Here is a 22,795-nt window from a genome sequence, read left to right on the forward strand (position 1 = left end):
AGGTTTTAGATTTCATATTGGTTCAACTTTGAACTTGAAACTTTGAACAGTTCTATTCATCTCTCAATGAATTAATTGGGTTAGCATTGGCTGTTCTATAAGACTGTATACTCACCGTTAATACCGCGATAAAAAGCGTTATCAGGGTTGGAATAAGGAAAACCAACACACCTAAGTCTATTCTAAATGCAAAGTTTGAAAGCCAATCGTCTAAGAAGTAATAAGCTGCTGGAATAGCCACTATGGCCGAAATAGCTACCAATTTGGTAAAACTCAGATTGAGCATAAACACCAGTTCCCTCACACTTGCCCCTAATACTTTTCTTACACCAATTTCTTTCTGTCTCTGTTGAGAAGAAAGGTGTGCCATTCCGAATAACCCGAGACATGAAATGATGATGGCAATAACAGTAGCGCTAGTAATAATGGATCTCCACCGCTTCTCATCAAAATAGCTTTCTCTATTCTGTTCTTCAACAAATGAAAAGCTTAAAGGCGTATATGGGTCTACTTTTCTCCATGCATCAGTTAGTTTTCCTTCTATTTCACTAGCGTATCCAGCGCTATGCTTGACATTCACCTTATTAAAACTTCCCTTTTCAGCGCTTCCTGCTATAAATGATATTGGAGAAACTCCACTTTTAGCCGATGAATAAATAAAGTCATTGACCACCCCCACTATGCGGTAAGCGTCTTCTTCCTCATCGCCTCCACTTGTGATGTAGAGCCCAATTGGATCTCCATCAAACTTAATCTTCTCCAAGAATTTTTGATTGACAACTATGTTTGTCAGTGTATCCTGTCCTCTTATATAGGCGTCTTCTGTCTGTTTAATATTTCTACCTTGGAGTAGCTCCAAACCCAGAACATCAATAAAACTCGTGTCAATTGCAGAAACAACACAGAAAAACTCCTCCTCTCCATAACCCATTGAAGTAGCGGAAGAGAAATCACCACCTAGGGCAACTTTGGTAATATTCGGATCTTTGGCCAGCTCACTAGTTACAATGTTAGCCTGCTTCTCGCTGCCCCTAATACTCATTGAAACCAAGTCCTTATCGTTATAACCTAAGTCGGTTTTAAGTAGAAAGGAAATCTGTTGATTCATACCAATGGTACCAATTACCAAAATGGCAGCAATAGCGAATTGAAAGAGCACCAAACCTTTGGTGAGGTACTGTCTACCACTCATTTTCACCCTGCCAGAAAGGCTTTTGAGGACTGAAAAACGAGACACAAAGAAGGCAGGATATGAGCCAGCCATTAAGCCACTGAAAGCCACTACTCCCAAACAGATTCCTATTAAGTAGGCATCATTCCATATTCTGGAAGAAAAATCCTTCCCTGTTAATTGACCGAAGGTTGGCAAAAGTAATTCAGCCAGAATAAGGCCAAGTACAAAGGCTATGACTGAAACATAGAACGCCTCTCCTAAAAACTGAAGTGCAATTTGTTTTCTCTGCGCACCTAGCACTTTTCTCAAACCAATTTCTTTGGCTCTCGGAATAGACCTTGCCACCGATAGGTTGGCAAAATTGATACAGGCTAGAATTAGAATCAGCAATCCAATTCCTCCTAAAATATAAGAGTAGGTAGGGTCGCTGGCATTGGAAACGCCTGAGCTACCCTGAACCTCTGTATTCAAGTGGAAACTCTTCAGAGGTTCTAAATAGCTCATAATACCTCTCGCCCATGAATCTTCTTCCGGATTCAATTGAAGACGAACTTCCCTAAGTTTCTTTTCAACTTCTAAAGGATCAGAACCTGCTCTAAGCATTAGAATAGATGTATTTCCTATATTATTCCAAGCTCTTTCAGGTTTCAGGTTTCTGAAGTCATTTGACTTTTCTAATGGAAAGTAAATATTCGGGTTTAATGATGAGTTAATTGGAAAATCTTCAAAAACTGCCTGAATGATGAACTGCTCCAGCTTTCCTTCTAGCTTAATGGTGAGTTCTTCTCCAACTACATTCACTCTATCGAAATACTTCTCCGCAATGCTTCTGGAAATCACTATTGAGTTGAGGTCGTCCAATGCTCCATCAAGAGCTCCGTCTAAAACCTCATAATCGAATATGTCAAAGGTTCCAGAATCGGTAAACAATGCCCCATATTGATTCACATACTCTTCCCCTTTTTTGATGACTAAGGCAGTACTCTTATACCGAGTAAAAGCCTCTACTTCAGGAATTCTATCTGCATATTCTTTGGCTTCAACTAAGTTAGAAGCTCCCATGAGGTCTTTGTTCCCAAACCAATCAATTTCAGAGTTGATGCGGTAGATTCTATCTACATTAGTGTGAAACCTGTCGTAAGTCAACTCATCTTTTACATAAAGGAAAATGAGCAAACAACAACAAATCCCTACGGCAAGCCCAAAGACGTTGATGAATGAATATCCTTTGTGTTTACGGATATTTCGAATGGCGATTTTCAGATAGTTTTTGAGCATGGTATTAATTTTATGTTCTAAGTTTCATGTTCCATGTTGGCTCAATTTTGAACTTCAAACAAGGAAGATTGAACTGACCTTTATTCACTTCTAAGCACTTCGGCCGGGTTTTTCCTCACACTATTTACTCCTTGAATAGATAGCATTACAATGGCTAGGACCATTACAACGCCACCAGCTAAAATGAAGTAGTTGGCCGTTGAATCTATTCGATAAGGAAATGCATCTAACCAACTACCAATTAGGTACTGGGTAATCGGGATAGAAATTATCAAGGCCAGACCTATTAATAGCACAAAACGCATATTCAAGTTCCTGAGTAAGGTTAAAGAATTAGCACCAAGCACTTTGCGTATACAAAGTTCCTTCTCTCTAATCTGGCTTTCGAAAACGGCAAGGGCAAATAGACCAAGACCCGCCACTGAAATCAGCATAATGGTCAAACCATCGAAAATAGAGATCAGCGCTTCTTCCCTTTTGAAGGCGTTTTCAAAATGATTTTCAATTACGTTGTATTTCAATTGCTCAGTATATCCCAACTCTGCCAAAACTGCTTCAGCATGAGCAACCACTTTATCCTGATCACCTGCCTTGTATCGGATCAATACATTGCTAAGCTGATCTTCATCATAAGAGATGATTTGAGGGCCAATTTTAGACTTTGTAGAACTTGTATGATAGTTCTTAATAACCCCTACAATTTCCATTTCAGAATCTGGAATTTTTGTAGAAATAGCTTCTTCTGGAGAAAGATCCAAAAGCTCGCAAGCTGCTTCATTAATAATTACACCATTAGCCAAAGCCGACTCATCTACATTTGCGAAAGAATTGCCAGCAACGATCTGCAAATCAGCAATATTGATGAAGTTCTTGTCGGCAGCACTGTACCCAAAGAACTGTTGAACCTTATCTTCTTCGCCAATATTGATTATCATAGCCCCACCGCTGGTAGGAATTGGACCAGAAGCAATTCCTTCAACTATAGCCGAACGCTGAACTTCATTCTTAAAGGTTTGCATTTTGTCATAAAGGCCACTTCTTCTCATCTCTATTGAAATGATGTTCTTGGTATTATATCCCAAATCCATATTGATCATGTGGTTAGCTTGGAAGCGGATAATTAAAGCACTTGCCAAAACCCCTGTACAAATAGTGAATTGAATGACGATTAAAGCTTTACGAATGACTGTTCCTCTAGAGTTGGGCGACTTGCCTTTTAATGAAGCTGATAAATTAAAACGACTTCCAATAAGTGCCGGATACAATCCTGAAAGCAGCATTACTAACACCAATACAGATGCTGGAAGAAATAATACTGAAGGGTCTCTTTGAATCTGGAGGGAAAGATTCTTTCCTATCAATTCGTTAATCGATGGCAAAGTAAGTTCTAAGGCAATTAGCGCTATGACCAGACCTAGCAAGGCAATGAAAAACGTTTCACCCAACTGAATAGCAATTAACCTAGCTTTGGACGCACCAATCACTTTCCTGATTGCAAAATCCTTTGCTCTGGCAAAAGACCTTGAAGTGGTCAAGTTGATATAATTAAAAGACGCAACCAGAAGCATAAGAGCTCCTATTATACTAAATATAACCACGTACTTCTTCCGCCCACCAAACATGCTATCCCCAGTTCTCATAGCACTGCCAGACATATACAACTCAGAGAATTTGTTGAACCTAAAAGGCATTGCCTGCTTATTTCCTGTATGCTTCTCAAGCATAGCCAAAGTTTCATCAGAGAGCTTTTCCATATCAGAGCCCTCGTCAATCAGTAAATAGTGATAGCCACTACCAAATTGCCAGTTATTTTCAAGTCCAGTATAAGGGTCTTTGGTAAAGTCGATAGGCACTAAAAATTCAAATTGTAAGTGAGAATTACTGGGGATTGGATTGAGCACTCCAGTAACCTTATAGGTTCCAATTCCCTTTACTTCAATGTACTCTCCCAAAGGGTTCTCACCTTTGAAATGCTTTCTGGCTATTTCATGAGAAATAACCATTGCATCGGGTTCGCTTAAGGCTTTCTCTGGGTTGCCTAAAGCCAAACTAAAATCAAAGATTCTAAATAGAGCGCCAGTGGTAAAGACCAGTTGCTTGGTTTTAAACTCACTTTCATTAATGATGTAGTCTCTATGCTTTTCAGAGCTAATATTCACATAGTCTCGAACCGCAGGAATTTCATCTACCCACCCCTGCCCAATGGCAAAAGATGGCATTAACATCATAGAGCCTTGCTCTGACTCGAAAATCTGTTGTGGCATATAGATATTCTCTGCATTCTTATGCCATTTATCATGGGTCAACTCATCTTTCACATAAAGCGAAGTGAGTAGAAAGCAGAAAATACCTAAACCAAGTCCAAGAATGTTGAGCAGCGCATAGTACCGCTCTCGTTTCAAGGACTTGAAGCCACTTTTAAGGAATTGTGCCAGTTTATTCATGTCTTTTGTTGATTTGTGAGTGATTCATCCTAACCCTTATTCTGTTCTAATAGCGTTTACAGGATTAGCATAAGCCGATTTAAGGGATTGAAATATCAGTATAATCCAGACTACTGCGATCAAGGCAATGAGTGGAATAAGCATAGTGAAAACACTGATGGAAATATTGTAGACAAAACCATCGAGCCACTCAGACATAAAATGGTAAACTAAAGGCAGGGTGATGAGTGCTACAATAAGAATGAGCTTGGTGATGCCACTATTTAAAAGCCAGATTAACTGACCAATATTGGCACCAAGAATTTTCCTGATTCCCACTTCTTTAATTCTGGATTCAGCAATGAAGATGGAAAGCCCTAAAATCCCAAGACCGGCTACAATAATGGCCAACACTGTAAAGGTTGAAAAGACTTGAGAAAGCTTCTGCTCCTGTTCATACTTCTTAGCGAAGACATCGTCTAGAAAACTGTAATCGAATGGGTAATCACTTGCGAAATTTTCAAAGGTTGACTGCAGATGATTCATGGCAGACTTAATATTTCCCCCTGAAATCTTAACGTAAGCATAAGTAAAGCCACTTTTCGAAGGTACAATCATTAAAGGTTGTATTGCCTCTTTGGCCGATCCATAGACAAAGTCTTCCACCTGGCCAATGACTTTATAATCGCTTATGGTTTTACCAATTGGAGTATCCCAACCGAATTCTTCCTGGGCAGTCTCATTAATGAGTATTCCTTTTCTGTTTAACTCACCTTCAGAAGAGAAATCATCACCTTCTTTAATTGTGATTCCTAAACGCTCTGCGAAGTTCGTTTCGACATTCATAAAAGTGATGGGCACAGATTCTTCCATTCCTTCCGGATCCATATAGAAGCTGGCACTACCATCGAAAACAGAGAAAGAAGCCCCTGTAACAGATTCGATTGAGGCATTCTTGGTTAACTCATTTTTGAAAGTTTCATAATTCTCAGCTACACCTTTATCGGCCAAAGAAACGCCCACAATTTGATCGTGATCAAAGCCCAAATCTAAATTCGACATGTGCTTGAATTGCTGAAGAACAATCATTGTCACCGATATAAGACCAAGACAAATAAACACCTGAAAACCAACCAGCGCAGTTCTAAATTTTGAACCCTTCTTACCGCCCGTTGCTCTACCAGAAAGTACTTCAATGGCATTGAATCTGGAAAGGAATGAAGCGGGGTAAATTCCCGCTAGGAAACTTACAGCTATAACAATTGATAATAGAATAAGATAGCTTTCTGGTGCACTGTAATCAACACCAATCGACTTATCTACAAAGTTGCTTAGTATTGGAGAACAAAGCTCAACCAAACAAATAGCCAATACTAAACCGATAAATGTAATGATGAAAGATTCTGTTAGAAACTGTCTGGCCAGCTGCATTTTATGCCCACCAACTGTTTTGCGAATACCAACTTCTCGAGATCGTTTAGAGTAGCGAGCCGTAGCCAAATTCATGTAGTTGATAATGGCCACACCTAAAATGACCAGCGCAATAATTAGGTAGAGCTGAGCTTTGTCTTTTTCTCCTTTTCTCCCAAAGTAACCATGACTCAGGTCTGAAAAATAAATTTCATTAACAGGGAGTAATTTGGTAACCCTATTACTCTGATGTAGCCCTAAGGCCGCATTCATTTTTGCTTCAACCGACTCAATATCTAGGTTCTCAGCATTCAACTTGACATATAAAGGAAAAGCAGAAACCACACCCCAATCGAAGACTGTTTTCTCCATAATAAAATTGACTCCCGAGAAAAAAGCATCATTGGCATTCTCGAAAGAGATAAGGTAATCGAAATCCAAGTGAGTATTATCTGGTAAATCGTTGAAAACACCACCTACTTGAAAAGTGCCGAGCTCAACTATTTCAACCGATTCTCCAATTGCAGCCTGAACCGAACCAAAAACCTTCTTTGCCTCACTTTCTGATAAGATAATATCACTCTTCCCTAGCTTCAAATTGGAAGAACCAGTAGCAGGACTAACATCAAAGAAATCGAGTGTTTCCGGATCAGTGTAACGAACTCCTTCGATCAAAAACCTCTGGTTGTTCATTTTCAACACTTTCTTATGCATAGTACCAAAACGAGTGCTTGCCGCTACCTCAGGTACTTGATCAACCATTAGCGGCCCCATAGGTGCCATGGTCTGTAAGGCAAAATCAGGAGCTTTATCAGTAGTATCCTTAAGAAAGACTTGATAAATCTGGTCTTTCTGGCTCAAATGCTCATCGTAACTAAACTCAACCTTTACGAACAGACCAAGCATTATAAAAGCTGCCAAGCCTATCGACAGACCAAATACATTGATGAACGTGTAGCCTTTGTTTTTGAGAAGATATCGGCTAGCAGTCTTGAAGTAGTTTTTAAACATGAGTGTTGAATTATTTTGACCATTGGGCTCTAACCCACCATTTTCTTTCCAAGCAATATGCCAAAGTTAAAAACCTGATTTACAGTGCTTTAAAAACACATCCTCAACTTAAACTATTCGCTGACGAACTTTACCGTTCGCTGGCGGACGGTAGTATTTGTGTATATTCATGAGGAAGGATTGATTTGCTAAGCTTTTTAACTCTGCCTAAAATAAAAAAAGCCCCTTAAGGGGTTTAAGGGTGAATACATTTTAGAACGTCATTCCCGCGCAGGCGGGAATCTCCAATGAAAACAAGATCCGTAAGGGATTCCCGCCTGCGCGGGAATGACGATAAATCAGGCATCAGTAAAAGGTTGTTTTATTACAAGAAAAATAAAACCTAGCACAAACCCTCCCCCTTTTTGAAAAGGGGGCTAGGGGGATTAGATGATAAATCCATTATGACCACCTACAACAAACACTTAAAACACAACGCCAGAAAACTTAGAAATGAGTCGACACCAGGTGAGGCCATACTCTGGAAATACGTTCTCAGAGCCAAAGGTTTTTACGGACTTCAATTCAACAGGCAATTCATTATTGAAAACTATATAGTTGACTTTGTCTGTCGCGAATTGAAATTGATCATCGAATTGGATGGAAAATATCATGACCATATAGTTGAGGAAGATGAAATTCGAGACTATAGATTGAAAGAACTCGGTTATCAGGTCATTAGAATTCCCGAAAAGTTGGTAATAGAAGATGTAAATGCGGTTTATCACTATCTGAAAGAATTTGTACCTGAAGGGATTAAAGGAAGACAAGGAAACAGTCAATCCCCAGAACCTCTGCCGTTGCTCAGGAAGCCTATGGGAAAATAAACGTACTAGAGTTAGAACCACCAGAAGCATATGCATAAAGCAAAGCGACTATGGAAAAAGTAAATAATTTATGGCAGCAACTCTCCCCCTTTTTGAAAAGGGGGCTAGGAGGATTAGTGACTAGGTCAATCCTCCCAACCTCCTTCGCCAAGGAGGAGTATCCTTACAAACATCATTCAGATCAATTCCAAAGATGTTTATCTGCTAATAATTTACCTTTTTTAAAAGAGAGTTAAGAGGATTAAAATCACCGAAACCCAAACATGAAAACAGGACGCATACTCATTATAGACGACAACGAAGACCTGCTCAAAGCAGCTCGTATTTTCCTGAAACGCCATTTCGGGCAGATTGATCTGGAGAAAGATCCCACCCTGATTCCTGACCTACTTAAAAATGAATCGTATGATGTGATTCTGCTAGATATGAACTTTACACAAGATGTGAATTCAGGTCAGGAAGGCTTTCATTGGTTAGATAAAATTCTGGAGATTGATCCGTCTGCCGTGGTGGTGCTTATCACAGCTTTTGGCTCGGTAGATATGGCGGTAAGAGCCATCAAAGCTGGAGCAACAGACTTTGTGATGAAGCCATGGGAAAATGAGAAACTGCTAGCCACAATGCTATCAGCTATTCAGCTTCGATCTTCTAAAGCAGAAGTTCAGCAACTCAAAGACCAACAGGAACTTATGCGTGAAGAATTGGATCATAAGTTCAAAGACATTATTGGTCAGTCTTCGGCTATGATCAGGGTGTTTGACACCATTGAACGAGTAGCTGAAACCGATGCCAATGTGCTAGTTCTGGGTGAAAACGGAACGGGTAAGGAACTCATTGCTCGAGCCATTCACCGCAATTCCAAAAGAGCTGATAAACCCTTCGTTACGGTAGACTTGGGAGCTATCACTGAGACCCTTTTTGAGTCGGAACTTTTTGGTCATGTGCGTGGTGCATTTACCGATGCCAAAACAGATCGTGCTGGTAGATTTGAAGTAGCCAATGGCGGCACTCTCTTCCTCGATGAAATTGGCAACCTCTCTCCTGCTCTTCAGGCCAAATTATTGACAGCCTTGCAGAATAAACGTATTTCTCGCGTTGGCTCAAACAAAGTACTTGATGTAGACATTCGCTTGATATGTGCCACCAACATGCCGCTTTATGAAATGGTGCAAAAGGGGGAATTTAGGCAAGATCTGCTATATCGTATCAACACCATTGAGCTTACCTTGCCTTCGCTGAAAGAACGCAACGAGGACATTAGAATACTGGCAGAACATTATCTGGAGCAGTTTGCTAAGAAATACAACAAAGACATTTACAAGTTCTCAGAAGCCACTGTGAAGCGATTGGAGAAATACCATTGGCCTGGTAATGTTAGAGAGCTTCAGCATGCTGTGGAAAGAGCTGTGATTATGAGCAGAGACAACATTCTGCAGCCGGAAGACTTCTTCTTTAATGCCTCGAATCAGCCGAAAGACCAAAGCGAGATCAATCTGGAGCAGTATAATCTGGAAGATGTAGAGCGAATTCTCATCCGCAAAGTCTTGGCAAAGCACAACGGAAACATTACCCATGCCGCTCAGGAATTGGGACTTACGCGTTCGTCACTATACAGAAGATTAGAGAAGTATGGGCTTTAACCGTTTCCGCTTATTTGTACTGCTTCGGGTGATTGTTCTTTTCATCACCGTATCTGCCTTTGTATATCTAATTTTCTTCGATGAAAAGTACGTAACCACTGTGGTTACCGGCTTTCTGATCATCTTTGAAGTCTTTGAGCTTTTCAACTACATAGAAAGCACCAACAAGAAGCTCAGACGCTTTTTCGATGCCATCAAGTACAACGACTTCAACATGAGCTTTACCCATGACAATAAGCTGGGAAAGACCTTCAAGGAACTGAATATGGCTTTCAAAGAAGTGATTGATGCCATTTTGTTGGAACGTCAGAAGCGTGAAGAGTTCTTTCAGGAATTGCAGGTGGTGGTTGAAAACATAGCTTCTGGTATTGTGTCCATCGATGAAGAAAACAAGGTGAAGTTCATCAACCGCTCAGCTCTTAACCTACTGAACCTGAATAATGATAGAAATGTGTCAATCAATCGGTCTTACCTTGAAATCAGGGAGATACTGAAGGAACTGGGAAATCATTCTAGAATCATTTATAAAACCAAGAACGGCAACGAGTTAGCGGTATTTATCAGCCGTTATAAATTAGGAAATGAATCGTTTCGTTTGTTGGCCTTCCAAGACATTAAGGCTGAACTGCAATCGCGTGAGTTGGAAGCCTGGCAAAACCTGACCAAGGTGTTGAGGCATGAGATTATGAACTCCATTGCCCCTATTTCATCCCTCACCTCAACGCTAAAGGAAATTATTGCAGAAGATGTAACCAGAAAGCCCGATGCTAACCTGATACCAGATGATAGCCTTGACGACCTGGAAGAAGGTCTACGCACCATATCAGGTCGTTCAGATGGATTAATCAACTTTATCAATGCTTATCGAGATTACACCAACCTGCCCGAACCAAACCTACAAAAGCATGATATTAACAAAGTAGTCGAAAGTGCGGTGGCTCTGATGAAGAATGAATTCAAGGAAAATCAGCTGACACTGAAGGTTTTAAAACAGGAAACCATTGTAAACTTAGACGATCAGTTAATCGAGCAAGTGCTCATTAATTTGATCAAGAATGCTAGTGAAGCTATTGAAAACCAAGAAGACGGAGAAGTTGAGGTAAAAGTTGATTTCCGTGATGGACATACCAAAGTCTCAATCCAAGACAACGGACAAGGCATTACCGAAGAAGCCAAAGAGAAGATCTTTATGCCTTTCTATTCCACTAAAAAGCGAGGTTCAGGTATTGGACTGAGTCTATCCAAACAGATTATGCAACTCCATGGTGGCGACCTAAGAGTTGAAAGTGAAATTGGTAAGGGAGCGTGTTTTGTTTTGAGTTTTTAGGATATCCATATATTAAATTTAGACGTCATTCCCGCGTAGGCGGGAATCTCCAAATAACATTGAGATTTGAATTATGAAATACCAATGCCCTTGTTGTGATTATTTCACCTTAGAAGAAATTGGGGCGTATGATATTCGGTTCATTTAGTTCTTGCAATTTGCTAATCTACCATTCTATTTTTCACCCCTTACTCGGCCTGTAAAGAATAATCACCTGAATTATGATAGCCAAAAAGATCAATACATAAACTTCTAGTTGGGTGAATAACTCATCTGATTCTGTTTCTCTATTGGTAATGGAAACCTGTCCACTCCTAAACCCAGTCTTAGGCGTCTCATAAAAACCTAGTTTCAACATCTCACTTAGACCATCTTTTAACTGATTTTTTAAAACTGATTCCAATAAACCTGAATAAAAGTTAAACTCGATTCAAACTTTTGTTCTGGAATAGGAGGACGACTATCATTGAGTAAATCAAACAACACCATCAATGAAACATATTACAAAAATAATCATTGGCTGCGCCCTATTTGTTTCGAGTCTCGTGCATGGACAAGACAGCTCAGCTACGAAAGAAATTGGGTTATTCGCAACTACTCAAGATCAAGGTATCACCTACCGATTCGGGTCAGAAAGAAAACTATGGAATTTCAGTCTTTATGGGAGTGCTTACTCCGGTTTTCAGCATCAGAATAGAATTGGTTTTGAAGCTGGAAGAGAGTGGAGATATCCTCTTTCATCAAGGGCATTTTTCCGATTTGGTGGAGGAATAGGATATTCATTTGTCAGAGTTAAAGAAAGAGTAAATAATAATGGGGTCATTAATTATAATCGGCAATATGACGTGCATTCACTTTATCTATATGGCTTTGCCGGTATCAATTACGACATAACGAGAAGATTTTCCTTGGGACTCAGTTTTAAACCTTATGCAGGTTTTTATCAAGTCAACTATAGCAATAAGAACTCAACACCAACAGAAAACAAATCTGGAATCCATGGATTTAATGTTTTCAATTCTAACGGAAATTTTCTGGAGTTGTCATTAGCGTTTAGGCTTGGCAAGAGGAAAAAGTAAACTCCAGCTTCATCTCAATCTAGTCTTGGCATCTCGCCCAAGACTAGAAACTGGAAAAATCACCCCTTACTTGGCCTATCAAAGAATAATCACCTGAATAATAATGGCTAGAAAGATCAATATATAGGCTTCTTCCACTAATCAAAGCGTCTCGCTTTGACCGCCCTTGACTGCCTATTCAAAGTCTTAGGGAGCCCCCAAGACTAATTATGCTATTACGATTGCACAAATAATTCCCCTGTACCACTTCCTTTAAAAATTCACTCCTGTTATTTTGCCTCTTCATGAATTGGCAGCCATTACGCGACTCCCTAAAAGGAGATTTATATACTGACGAAACCCACAGAAGGCTATATGCCACTGATGCTTCGGCTTACAGAGAATTACCTCTTGCTGTGGTTATTCCCGAAGGAAAAGAAGACCTAATTACCTTGGTTAAGTTTGCTTCGGTGAACAATAGTTCACTGATCCCCCGAACGGCAGGGACATCTCTCGCTGGTCAGGTAGTGGGCGGTGGCATTGTGGTAGATCTTTCCAAAAACTACAACCAAATCATTGAAGTAAATGCTGAAGAAGGCTACGCTTGGGTTGAACCAGGAATCGTTAGAGACGACCTGAACAAGCACCTAGCCGTCTACGGTTTCTTCTTTGCACCTGAGACCTCTACAGCCAACAGAGCCATGATTGGCGGTATGATTGGAAATAATTCTTGCGGCTCTAATTCGGTGGTTTATGGTAGTACGAGAGAACATCTCTTAGAGGTAGAAACCATTTTAGCCGATGGTTCAGAGACTTGGTTCGGTCCGATGGATACAGGCGAGTTTTTAAACCGATGCAACGGACTTTCTACAACAGGTTTGCTTCACAATAACATCTACTTTGAAACCAGAGAGATGTTGAAGGATGAAACGAATCAAAAAGAGATCGTTGAGCAATTCCCTAAGGCCGATATACCGAGAAGAAATACAGGTTATGCGCTGGATATGCTACTTAGGCATGAGCCCTTTGTTGAAAATGGCACTCCTTTTAACTTTTGTAGTCTGATCGCTGGTTCAGAAGGAACACTATGCATGGTTACCAAAGCGAAGATCAAGCTCACTCCTCTTCCACCTAATAACAAGCGACTGGTTTGCATTCACTCAGCAACAATAGATGATAGCCTAAAAGCCAATTTGGTAGCACTGAAATATGCTCCATCAGCATGTGAGCTGATGGATGATTACATTCTACAAGCAACCAAGCGAAACCCAATGTATCGTGCACTACGCTTCTTTGTAGAAGGCGATCCTGAAGCCATTCTGGTGGTCGAATTGAATGGCGAAACACCTGAAGAAGCCGACCAAAAAGTCACTGATTTAATCTCTGACTTAAAAAGTGAAGGAAGAGGTTATGCCTATCCCGTCATTCAGGGAGAACAGATTAAATCCGTCTGGAACCTCAGAAAAGCTGGATTGGGCCTTCTTTCTAATGTTCCTGGCGATGCCAAAGCTGCTCCGGTTATTGAAGACACAGCTGTAGATGTGCAGGATTTACCTGCCTATATCGAAGAGTTCAACCAGATACTCCAAAAACATGGCTTATACTCCGTGCATTATGCGCATGCCGGTTCTGGAGAACTGCACCTGCGTCCCATTTTGAACCTCAAGACGGCAGAAGGACAAAAGCAATTCAGAATCATAGCCGAAGAAATTGCTTCACTGGTTAAAAAATACAAAGGTTCGCTTTCAGGAGAGCACGGTGATGGAAGACTCCGAGGCGAGTTCATTCCTCAAATGGTGGGTGAACACAATTATGAGCTCATCAAGCAGATGAAGCAAATCTGGGACCCGCAGAATATCTTCAATCCCGGCAAAATAGTGAACACCCCTCCTATGGACAGTTCGCTTCGCTATGAGAAAGATCAGGAGACCAGAGAATTCGACACCATGTTCGATTTCTCCGAGAATCAGGGGATTCTTCGTAGCGCTGAACTTTGCAATGGATCGGGAGACTGTCGCAAATCGGAACTCAGTGGCGGCACCATGTGCCCGAGTTACATGGCCACCAGAAACGAGAAGGAGACCACTAGAGCCAGAGCCAATATTTTGAGGGAAATGCTGACTCGTTCAGACAAGGCTAATCCTTTCGCTCACGAAGAAATTAAAGAAGTGATGGATCTTTGCCTGAGTTGCAAAGGTTGTTCTTCAGAATGTCCGTCTAATGTGGATATGGCCAAACTCAAGGCCGAGTGGCAATATCAATATTATCAGGAAAAGGGCGTTCCAACTAGGGCCAAACGGATCGCTCATTTCTCCAAAAGCATGAAGCTGGCCAGCAAAGCTCCATGGGCTTACGATCTGGTTTTTGGCAACTCGGTTACAGGAAATCTGGCCAAGTCGATTGCAGGATTCGCTAAAGAGCGCAGCATGCCTGAACTGGCCAAGAAGCCACTCAAACATTGGCTGAACAAAGAATTCCGACCTGAAAAGAAAGAGAAAAGGGTTTACTTCTATTGCGATGAATTCACCAATTACAACGATGCTGAAATCGGGAAGAAGGCGGTCCTATTGTTGGACAAACTGGGCTATGAAGTGACTTTCGTAGATCACCCAGATTGTGGCAGACCACAGCTCTCCAAAGGATTGTTGGATGAAGCCAAGGAATTGGCCGAAGCCAATGTGAAGCTATTTGCGGATATAGTCTCGGAAGAAGTGCCTTTAGTAGGCATAGAGCCTTCCGCTATACTTACCTTCAGAGATGAGTTTATCGGCTTAACTCGTGGTGAATTGCAGGAAAAGGCTAGAAATTTAGCCAAATATGCTTTCACTATAGAGGAATTCTTGGCTAGAGAAATTGACCGAGGCCATATCAAAGCGGAACAGTTTACAGAGGTGCAGAAGCTGATTAAAGTTCATGGACACTGTCACCAGAAGTCGCTTTCCAGCATGACTCCTACTAAGAAGATTCTGAGTCTTCCGAAAAACTTTGAAGTGCACATGATTCCTTCAGGATGCTGTGGCATGGCCGGGTCGTTTGGCTACGAAAAGGAACACTATGAGCTCTCCATGCAGATTGGAGAATTAGTACTCTTCCCTACTGTGAGAAAGCAACCGGAAGAAGTAATTATTGCCGCTTCAGGCACCAGCTGCCGTCATCAGATTAAAGACGGAACAGGGAGAAAGGCGCTGCATGTGGTGGAGATTTTATTAAGTGTTTTGAGATAATGTCATTGTTTCGCGATTAGATCTTGAACGTCACTGCGAGGCACGAAGCAGTCTCTGCCCAAAAACAAGGAGATTGCCGCGGTCGTACCTCCCTCGCAATGACGGACAAAATATTAGCTCAAGACCCAAGACTCAAGACTAATCACTAGATTCATGATAATGAATAAATTAGGTTTCCTTCTAGTTCTAGCGATATTCAGCTGTTCCCCCAAAAAAAGCTCGCTCACCATCGCCACCGCTGCCAATATGCAGTTTGCTATGAGTGCCTTGGTTGAGGCTTATGAGGCTGAGACCGGAACTGATTGCGAGATCATCCTTGGCTCTTCTGGTAAACTGACTGCGCAAATTCAACAGGGTGCTCCTTACGATCTCTTCTTCTCAGCCGATACCAAGTTCCCCGAAGCACTTCAGGCATCAGGAAACACAATTGGAGAACCTGTTATCTATGCTCAGGGACAATTGGTGCTCTGGTCTATGAAGGAAAATCTGTTAGTTTCTTTGGATCAACTGAGTTCTAAAGAGGTATCGCATACCGCATTGGCCAACCCCAAAACTGCTCCTTATGGACTCGCTGCGGAGGAAGTGCTTAAGCGATTGAATTTGTATGAGGCCAATGAGTCCAAATTTGTCTTTGGAGAAGGTATTTCTCAGGTCAACCAATTTATCATCTCTCAGGCTGCGGAAATGGGCTTCACAGCCAAATCGGTTGTCCTTTCTCCTAATATGTCAACCCATGACAATTGGATCACCATAGCTGATAGCTTGCACTCCCCTATCAATCAGGCTATGGTTATACTTAAAAATGACCGAGGCTTAGGAAAGGAAGCTGAGGCATTTGCAACATTTGTGAGATCTGAAAAAGGCCTTTCCATTCTACGCAATTTTGGCTACAGATAGCCTTTTCAATTTTTTTAGTCATATTTTATGAAAAGTAGAAACATATTTCTATTGTTGCCGTCCTATATTTAATATCAAAAGTAGAAACATATTATGAAGGGCTATTTGGGTGAGTTTGAAGAACTCGTTTTGTTAACCATAGCGAATCTGGCTGAGGAAGCTTACGGAACTACCATTTTGGAAATGATAGAGCAGCAGGCTAATCGTAAAATGAGCTTGGGTGCCTTGCATTCCACTCTCACACGCTTGGAAGAAAAAGGGTTTCTCGTTTCCTATTTAGGAGAGCCTACAGCCAAACGTGGTGGACGTAGAAAACGCTATTTCGAGATCACACAAAGTGCTAAGGAAGCGCTCAACAACATGAAAAGCCTTCGTGATGAACTTTGGCAAAACTCTAAAATCAACTTATCAGTTGGCTAATGCATAAAGCTCCTAAACTCGCAACTAAACTCTTTCACTGGGCAAGTGGTCAGGCTCAGAATGAAGATCTTTTAGGCGATCTGCAGGAACTCTATGAAGATAAGTTAGAATCGAAAGGGGAATTTAGAGCCCGCCTCTTCTACTGGTTAGAAGTTATAAAACTCTCTTTCTCCTACGCCCTGAGAAAGCGCAAGAAAGACAGGTCATTTTCAAATTATTATTCTGGTCAAAAACTCAATACAATGATTCTCAACTACATTAAAATCTCTATTCGGAACATAAAAAAACAAAAGCTCTTTACAGGGCTCAACGTCTTTGGTTTAGCCTTAGGCATGTCGGTTGCCTTACTCTGCCTAGCCATGGTGTCGGATCTTAAACAGTTCGATAGGTTCCACCAAGATTCGGAAGACATCTATCGAATCACAACAAAGCTAACCACTTCAGGAGACAGAAATCACTTTGCTTCCTCCCCTCCTGCCTTGGCAGAATTATTACGTAACAGTACCCAGCAAATCACAAATAGTGCAGTTATTAACGATCATTTCTTCCCTACTATCAAATCACTGGGAGAGCCTATTCAGATGTATGGTTACTATACCGAACCCAGCTTCCTTGAACTTTTTGATTTCAAATTACAAAGAGGCAATGCTAACGTAATTGATAATCCCAGAAGCGTGATCATTACGCATGAGCTGGCTGAAAAATTATTCAACTCTACGGATGTTATCGGAAAAACCGTTGAAACAGAAAGAGATGGTATTTTCGAAATTGGTGGTGTGTTGGCGCCTTTCCCTCAGCGTACCCATTTCAAGTTCGATTTGCTAGCAAACATCTCAGGTACTAATCGCGGAAACAATATTGGTGCTGCAGGGTGGACAGATTTTAGCGGCAATTATTTCTACTTTAAGTCGGAGGCTTCTAAAGGTGACCTAGAAACAATGGTAGGCAACTTAGGTCAAAGCGGCCAAGCATTCTTTGATTTGGAATCTTCTCAAGCTTCTTATCATATTCAGGCCATAACTGAGATCAACCCAGGCCCCAATTACTCAGATAGAATTGGTGTGATTTTCGGGTACGATGGGCTATTGTACTTTATTGGAGTATCGCTTATGGTGCTTATTCCAGCGTGTTTCAATTACATCAACATGGCCATTGCCAACACACTCAATAGAACCAAAGAAATTGGCATTAGAAAAATTATTGGAAGCCCTAATAAATTCATTATCAGACAGTTTTTGGTAGAGACAATTATCGTCTGCATTATCAGTTTATTGCTTTCGACCGTACTCTTCAACCTTATAAAAGGAGAGTTTACCTCTATGCTAGTTGGTGCAGAAGCCTTGACGTTTGAGATGACTCCTCTTGTCATCATCATGTTCTTAGGCTTTGCCATTTTAACAGGCCTTGTTACAGGAGTATTACCGGCTCTTTACCTTGCTCGTATCGCTCCTATTTCAGCCATCAACAACAGAACCAGTAACAAAAAAGTATCGATTTCTGGCTTCAGAAAAGGGCTTCTAGTCTTTCAGTTTATTCTTTCGCTCTCTTTCATGATTGGCATTGGTGTAGTATTAAGGCAGTACTCGCACACCATTACTTATGACCCAGGTTTTGCCAAAGAAAACAGAATTATCTTACCTCTTGAGTCGAACAATGTAGCCGTACTTCAAAATGAATTGCAAGCTATAAATGGGGTCGAAGACATAAGTTTCAGTTCCAACATCCCTGGTTTACCCTTGAACAAAACGAATTATTTCTACAGTGATGATTTGACCGACTCTATTCTAGTTAGAGAGGTTTACATCAGTGAAGAATTCATTGATAAAATGAATCTTAAAATGGTTTGGGGCGAAAGCCAATTGAGTAATATTCAATTTGAACAGGTGCTGGTTAATGAGAAGCTGCTGAGCCTTCTCAACAATATTGAGAATAACCCTCAAGACAGTTTAATCAGGCAGTTAGCCGACAAGCAAGTTCAGATTGTTGGTATAGTAGCAGATTATAATCACGAACCGCTTAACGAAAGAATTGAACCTATGGTAATGCGGCTAAATGAATCGGCTTATAATTATGCGATTATTGAACTTAACGGAGTAAATGGTGATGCAACACTGGCTAACATTGAAGCCGCATGGAATAAGCTTCAACCTGAAAGCCAATTTCAACCTAGGTATTTAGAAAGTATTGTGGCTCAGAGTTATGACTTTATGTTTACGGCCATGAAAATCTTCGGCTTTTTGGCGTTAATCTCTATTACAATCTCTAGTCTTGGGTTATTGGGGATGGTTGTTTACTCTACCGAAAACAGGCGTAAAGAGGTGGCTATTCGTAAGATACTTGGCGCCAATGCCATGACGCTCTTCGGAAACCTCTCGGGAATGTTCTTAAAGCTTTGGCTAATTGCCTTGTTAATTGCCATACCTGGAGCCTATTTTTTCTATGATAATCTCTTTGTGAATATCTACAATAAGTTTAGTGGTGGTGTTCACTTCGCAGAAGTATTTGTAAGCAGCCTATTGACCATCATAATCGGTTTATCTGCCATATTCTGGCAAAGCAGAAGGATCATCAGGATCAACCCGGCAGAAAACCTAAGAAATGATTGAGTAGACGGAATTTCTTCACAAACTCGTCTATGCGACTAATCTCTGGGCAGTACGTTGTGCGATGTCGCTTCTACGAAGCTTAATGGAATAGTAGGATAACTCATAATTATGACATAACGCCACTCTGTGGCTAGACGTTCTATTAGATAGGAAATAAGGCTCATCCAGAGCCCCTCCAACCAAGCCAGCAGATTAGTTCAGCCACAGAGTGGCGAAATGTCTTAACCATCAATGGTTAAGCTAACCTGAGCTTCATAGAAGCGAGAGGGCCGATAAAATCAAAATAAACCTCATCAAAGACACTATCCTGCAATCCAGCCTACTCAAAAAAATAAAGGGTATAAGCATTACTACCTCAAATGAAAGGCTGCCTCCCTCTTGTTCCCTCAATTATCATTTGTGCTTTACCTTATTTCGCTTCTACGAAGCTTAATAATCCGGTCGAGTTGCAGATGTTATGACATTGGGCTCCTCTGGAGCCTAATTTCCCCATACCATATTGTGAGTTTAGACAGCCACATAGTGGCGAAATGTCATAACCATCAATAATCCTACCTTCCAACTAAGCTTCATAGAAGCGATATATTCACATAAGTATTAGTAAATTGTTCAATGGCAAACACATACACACAAATCTATATCCACTATGTCTTTGTGGTGAAAGGAAGAGACAACCTGATTAAGGAAACCATAAGGGAGGAACTCCAAAAGTACATTACTGGCATTATTAAGAACCACGGACATCTATGCATTGCTATCTATTGCATGCCTGATCACACACATATTTTGATAGGTTTAAACCCAATTCAGTCCGTTTGCGACTTAGCTAGAGACATCAAAGCCAACTCTTCCAAATGGATTAATGAGAAGAAGTTTCTGAAAAATAAGTTCAACTGGCAAATCGGCTATGGAGCGTTTTCATATGCCCAAAGTCAAGTTCAGACAGTAGTTAAGTACATCAATAATCAACCAGCGCATCATAGAAAAACTAGTTTCCGTGAAGAATACATCGATTTTCTTAGCAAATTTAGGGTCGACTATAATGAGGAATATCTCTTCGAATTTCTAGACTGAATTGAACTCTTTCAAAGCTAAAATCTCAGACATCAAAACCTCCGGTAGCTTCTCGTTAGTAAGCCTGAATGCCAATGGCTTGAAGCTAAAAAGCATAGTGATTGATACTCCTGAAACAGCCGATTACATACAGTTGAACAATGAAGTAAATGTGATCTTTAAGGAGTTAGAAGCTTCAATTGCTATTCAGGCCAACTTACCCATCAGCTTGCAGAATCAGATTTCAGGCGATATCACGGACATTCAAAAAGGTCAGCTATTGGCTCGAATCACCCTTCAAACCCAAGTTGGGCCTATTACTTCAGTGATTACTAGCGGATCAGCAGATAAATTGGGGCTGACTGTTGGACAAGAAGTTTTTGCCTTAATTAAAACCAACGAACTAATGCTTTCGAAGGAATGAACTGGTCACCTATTATACTGTCCTTAGAGTTAGCTTTGGTAACCACTATACTACTTTTTGTTGTCTCTGTTCCTTTGGCCAATTGGTTAGCAGAAACTAAGTCGAGAATCAAGCCAATTATAGAGTCCATTATCAGCTTGCCTCTTGTGCTCCCTCCTACGGTGCTTGGCTTCTATTTACTGGTTGCCTTCAGTCCTAATAATACCTTTGGCAACTGGCTCCAGGAAACCATTGGTATTCAATTGCTCTTCTCTTTTCCAGGACTGGTACTTGCTTCCATGATTTACAGTCTTCCATTTATGGTACAGCCAATCCAATCGGGATTAGCTAGTCTTTCATTAAACATGAAAGAATCTTCATATGTTTTAGGCCAATCGAAGTTTAAGACACTGACCCATGTTCTTCTACCCAATATCAAACCATCGATTCTAACAGCCTTGGTACTTTCTTTTGCCCACACCATGGGTGAATTTGGAGTAGTACTAATGATTGGCGGAAACATACCTGGAGTCACTAAAGTGGCTTCCATTGCCATTTATGATGAGGTCGAGTCGCTCAATTATGCTGCAGCACATCAATACGCACTGGTACTACTTCTACTCAGCTTTGGCATTTTGGTGACAGTTTACAGCCTAAATAAGAGAATTAATCTCACTGGAAACCATGCTTGAAGTAAAAGTCAATAAGCTATTGAGTTCAGCCGAAGGCCAACTAGAACTTGACCTAGATTTTAAGTGCCAAGCAGGTGAATTTTTAGTGATCTCAGGTGAATCAGGAGCTGGCAAAACTTCCCTCCTGCGCATGATAGCAGGTTTGATGAATCCAGATTCAGGCAACATCATTTCCAATCAAGAACCTTGGTTCGGCCATAAAACTAATATCAAACCTCAGCAGAGAAACTGCGGACTGGTTTTTCAGCAATACGCTCTCTTCCCTAACATGACTGTTGAGGGCAACCTTAGATATGCCTTGAAAAAGTCACAAGCTGACTCCATCATTGAAGAGCTACTGGATATCATGGAAATCAAGGGGTTGAGAAATCAGAAACCCAATCAGCTTTCAGGAGGTCAGCAACAGCGGGTGGCTTTAGCCAGAACACTGGTTCAAAAACCCAAACTTCTACTGCTTGATGAACCATTGTCGGCCCTAGATAGGTCAATGCGTATTCGACTTCAGGAATACCTTAAAAAGGTGCATCAGCAATTTGAGCTAACCACTATTATGGTCACTCACGACCCTTCAGAAGCCTTAAGGTTAGCCGATAGAATCATTGAAATTGAAAAAGGCAACATCACCAAAGATGGAAAACCAACTGAGGTTTTCGGAAACAAAAGCCTGAGTGGAAAATTTCAGTTTACTGGAGCCGTGGTCGACATTCAGGAAGAAGAACTGCTTTGTATAGCCTCTGTGTTGGTGGGCAACCAGCTAATAAAAGTAGTTATCAGCGACTCGGAACAAAAAAACCTTCGAATTGGCGATGAGGTCATCGTAGCATCGAAGGCTTTCAACCCTATTATTAAGAAAATTTAGCTTCTAAAAATCATTACTTATCGGATTGCATTGTGAGGATACAACAGTATGCAGAAACTGATCTGGTGTGTCAGCCAATAACGCCATACATTGAATACAATCCGACTCTACTGGCTCATCAACAATATTTACAAAGAAAGTATCACCAACTTGTACACCACTGTCGCATGGACTCACGGTTGTAGTAAATACATTCTTATAAGTAACTCCACTATTGTTAGTCCAAGAATTAGCGACACCACTCGGTACTTCGCCACCAGTAACCTGATAAATAGCCGTACCACATAGCTGATTAATCATTTTAACTTGAATACAGCCATCAACCGAATCATTGTCGCATGAAGTGATCAAAGCGATGGAAAGTATAGATAGAATAAAAGATAGCTTCTTCATTTTTGTGCTTTTGCTATTCTAGACCTCAACTTGGGACAAATGGTTGGAATTAGATGATAAA

The 22,795-nt window shown here is 40.9% G+C and carries 18 protein-coding genes; 13 read left to right on the forward strand and 5 right to left on the reverse strand.

What is annotated here, in order from left to right; all coding sequences use genetic code 11:
• Positions 1-52 precede the first annotated feature (52 nt).
• The 3 genes from T7867_RS16175 to T7867_RS16185 all read right to left on the reverse strand — a co-directional run bounded on the left by T7867_RS16175 (position 53) and on the right by T7867_RS16185 (position 7,296).
• Positions 53-2,452: an ABC transporter permease gene (locus tag T7867_RS16175; RefSeq protein ID WP_084375696.1), complete on the reverse strand. Its 2,400-nt coding sequence runs from the start codon at positions 2,450-2,452 to the stop codon at positions 53-55.
• Positions 2,453-2,532: 80 nt separating this feature from the next.
• On the reverse strand, positions 2,533-4,896 hold the full coding sequence (locus tag T7867_RS16180; protein ID WP_068222015.1) for an ABC transporter permease: 2,364 nt from the start codon (positions 4,894-4,896) through the stop codon (positions 2,533-2,535).
• 36 nt (positions 4,897-4,932) lie between these two features.
• Positions 4,933-7,296, reverse strand: coding sequence for an ABC transporter permease (locus T7867_RS16185; protein WP_068222013.1), 2,364 nt, complete (start codon positions 7,294-7,296; stop codon positions 4,933-4,935).
• A gap of 404 nt (positions 7,297-7,700) precedes the next feature.
• Here T7867_RS16185 and T7867_RS16190 point away from each other — a divergent pair, with 404 nt between their 5' ends.
• The 4 genes from T7867_RS16190 to T7867_RS19705 all read left to right on the forward strand — a co-directional run bounded on the left by T7867_RS16190 (position 7,701) and on the right by T7867_RS19705 (position 11,277).
• Positions 7,701-8,162: an endonuclease domain-containing protein gene (locus tag T7867_RS16190; protein ID WP_322299562.1), complete on the forward strand. Its 462-nt coding sequence runs from the start codon at positions 7,701-7,703 to the stop codon at positions 8,160-8,162.
• Between the two features lie 263 nt (positions 8,163-8,425).
• On the forward strand, positions 8,426-9,802 hold the full coding sequence (locus T7867_RS16195) for a sigma-54-dependent transcriptional regulator (RefSeq protein WP_068222009.1): 1,377 nt from the start codon (positions 8,426-8,428) through the stop codon (positions 9,800-9,802).
• Positions 9,792-11,129, forward strand: a complete 1,338-nt coding sequence (locus tag T7867_RS16200; RefSeq protein WP_068222007.1) for a sensor histidine kinase — start codon at positions 9,792-9,794, stop codon at positions 11,127-11,129. The genes T7867_RS16195 and T7867_RS16200 overlap by 11 nt, the downstream gene beginning before the upstream one ends.
• 73 nt (positions 11,130-11,202) lie before the next feature.
• Entirely contained in the window at positions 11,203-11,277 is a 75-nt protein-coding gene (locus T7867_RS19705; RefSeq protein WP_157717708.1) for a CPCC family cysteine-rich protein, read from the forward strand.
• A 33-nt stretch (positions 11,278-11,310) separates the two neighbouring features.
• On the opposite strand, the gene T7867_RS16205 is transcribed toward T7867_RS19705, so the two are convergent.
• Positions 11,311-11,532 carry a hypothetical protein gene (locus T7867_RS16205; RefSeq protein WP_068222005.1) on the reverse strand — a complete coding sequence of 74 codons (222 nt, stop codon included), beginning with the start codon at positions 11,530-11,532 and terminating at the stop codon, positions 11,311-11,313.
• Positions 11,533-11,620: 88 nt separating this feature from the next.
• Here T7867_RS16205 and T7867_RS16210 point away from each other — a divergent pair, with 88 nt between their 5' ends.
• The 9 genes from T7867_RS16210 to T7867_RS16250 all read left to right on the forward strand — a co-directional run bounded on the left by T7867_RS16210 (position 11,621) and on the right by T7867_RS16250 (position 22,341).
• Complete coding sequence (locus tag T7867_RS16210; protein ID WP_157717657.1) at positions 11,621-12,208, forward strand: hypothetical protein; 588 nt, start codon at positions 11,621-11,623, stop codon at positions 12,206-12,208.
• A gap of 284 nt (positions 12,209-12,492) precedes the next feature.
• Positions 12,493-15,411, forward strand: coding sequence for an FAD-binding and (Fe-S)-binding domain-containing protein (locus T7867_RS16215; RefSeq protein ID WP_068222001.1), 2,919 nt, complete (start codon positions 12,493-12,495; stop codon positions 15,409-15,411).
• 159 nt (positions 15,412-15,570) lie between these two features.
• Positions 15,571-16,308, forward strand: coding sequence for a molybdate ABC transporter substrate-binding protein (gene modA / locus T7867_RS16220; RefSeq protein ID WP_068221999.1), 738 nt, complete (start codon positions 15,571-15,573; stop codon positions 16,306-16,308).
• 93 nt (positions 16,309-16,401) lie between these two features.
• Positions 16,402-16,728, forward strand: a complete 327-nt coding sequence (locus T7867_RS16225) for a PadR family transcriptional regulator (RefSeq protein WP_317038758.1) — start codon at positions 16,402-16,404, stop codon at positions 16,726-16,728.
• Positions 16,728-19,334 (forward strand): FtsX-like permease family protein, encoded by a 2,607-nt coding sequence (locus T7867_RS16230; protein WP_273513264.1) that lies wholly within the window; start codon positions 16,728-16,730, stop codon positions 19,332-19,334. Before T7867_RS16225 ends, T7867_RS16230 begins: the two co-directional genes overlap by 1 nt.
• Before the next feature lie 612 nt (positions 19,335-19,946).
• Positions 19,947-20,408, forward strand: coding sequence for an IS200/IS605 family transposase (gene tnpA, locus T7867_RS16235; protein ID WP_068221993.1), 462 nt, complete (start codon positions 19,947-19,949; stop codon positions 20,406-20,408).
• A gap of 1 nt (position 20,409) precedes the next feature.
• Positions 20,410-20,811, forward strand: a complete 402-nt coding sequence (locus tag T7867_RS16240) for a TOBE domain-containing protein (protein WP_068221991.1) — start codon at positions 20,410-20,412, stop codon at positions 20,809-20,811.
• Entirely contained in the window at positions 20,808-21,482 is a 675-nt protein-coding gene (modB, locus tag T7867_RS16245; RefSeq protein WP_068221989.1) for a molybdate ABC transporter permease subunit, read from the forward strand. The genes T7867_RS16240 and modB overlap by 4 nt, the downstream gene beginning before the upstream one ends.
• Entirely contained in the window at positions 21,475-22,341 is an 867-nt protein-coding gene (locus T7867_RS16250) for an ABC transporter ATP-binding protein (protein WP_068221987.1), read from the forward strand. Before modB ends, T7867_RS16250 begins: the two co-directional genes overlap by 8 nt.
• 3 nt (positions 22,342-22,344) lie before the next feature.
• Here the strand turns inward: T7867_RS16250 and T7867_RS16255 are convergent, their stop codons facing one another.
• Complete coding sequence (locus T7867_RS16255) at positions 22,345-22,734, reverse strand: hypothetical protein (protein ID WP_157717656.1); 390 nt, start codon at positions 22,732-22,734, stop codon at positions 22,345-22,347.
• Positions 22,735-22,795 lie beyond the last annotated feature (61 nt).

The organism is Roseivirga spongicola (assembly GCF_034376045.1).
GTDB classification, from domain to species: Bacteria; Bacteroidota; Bacteroidia; order Cytophagales; family Cyclobacteriaceae; genus Roseivirga; species Roseivirga spongicola.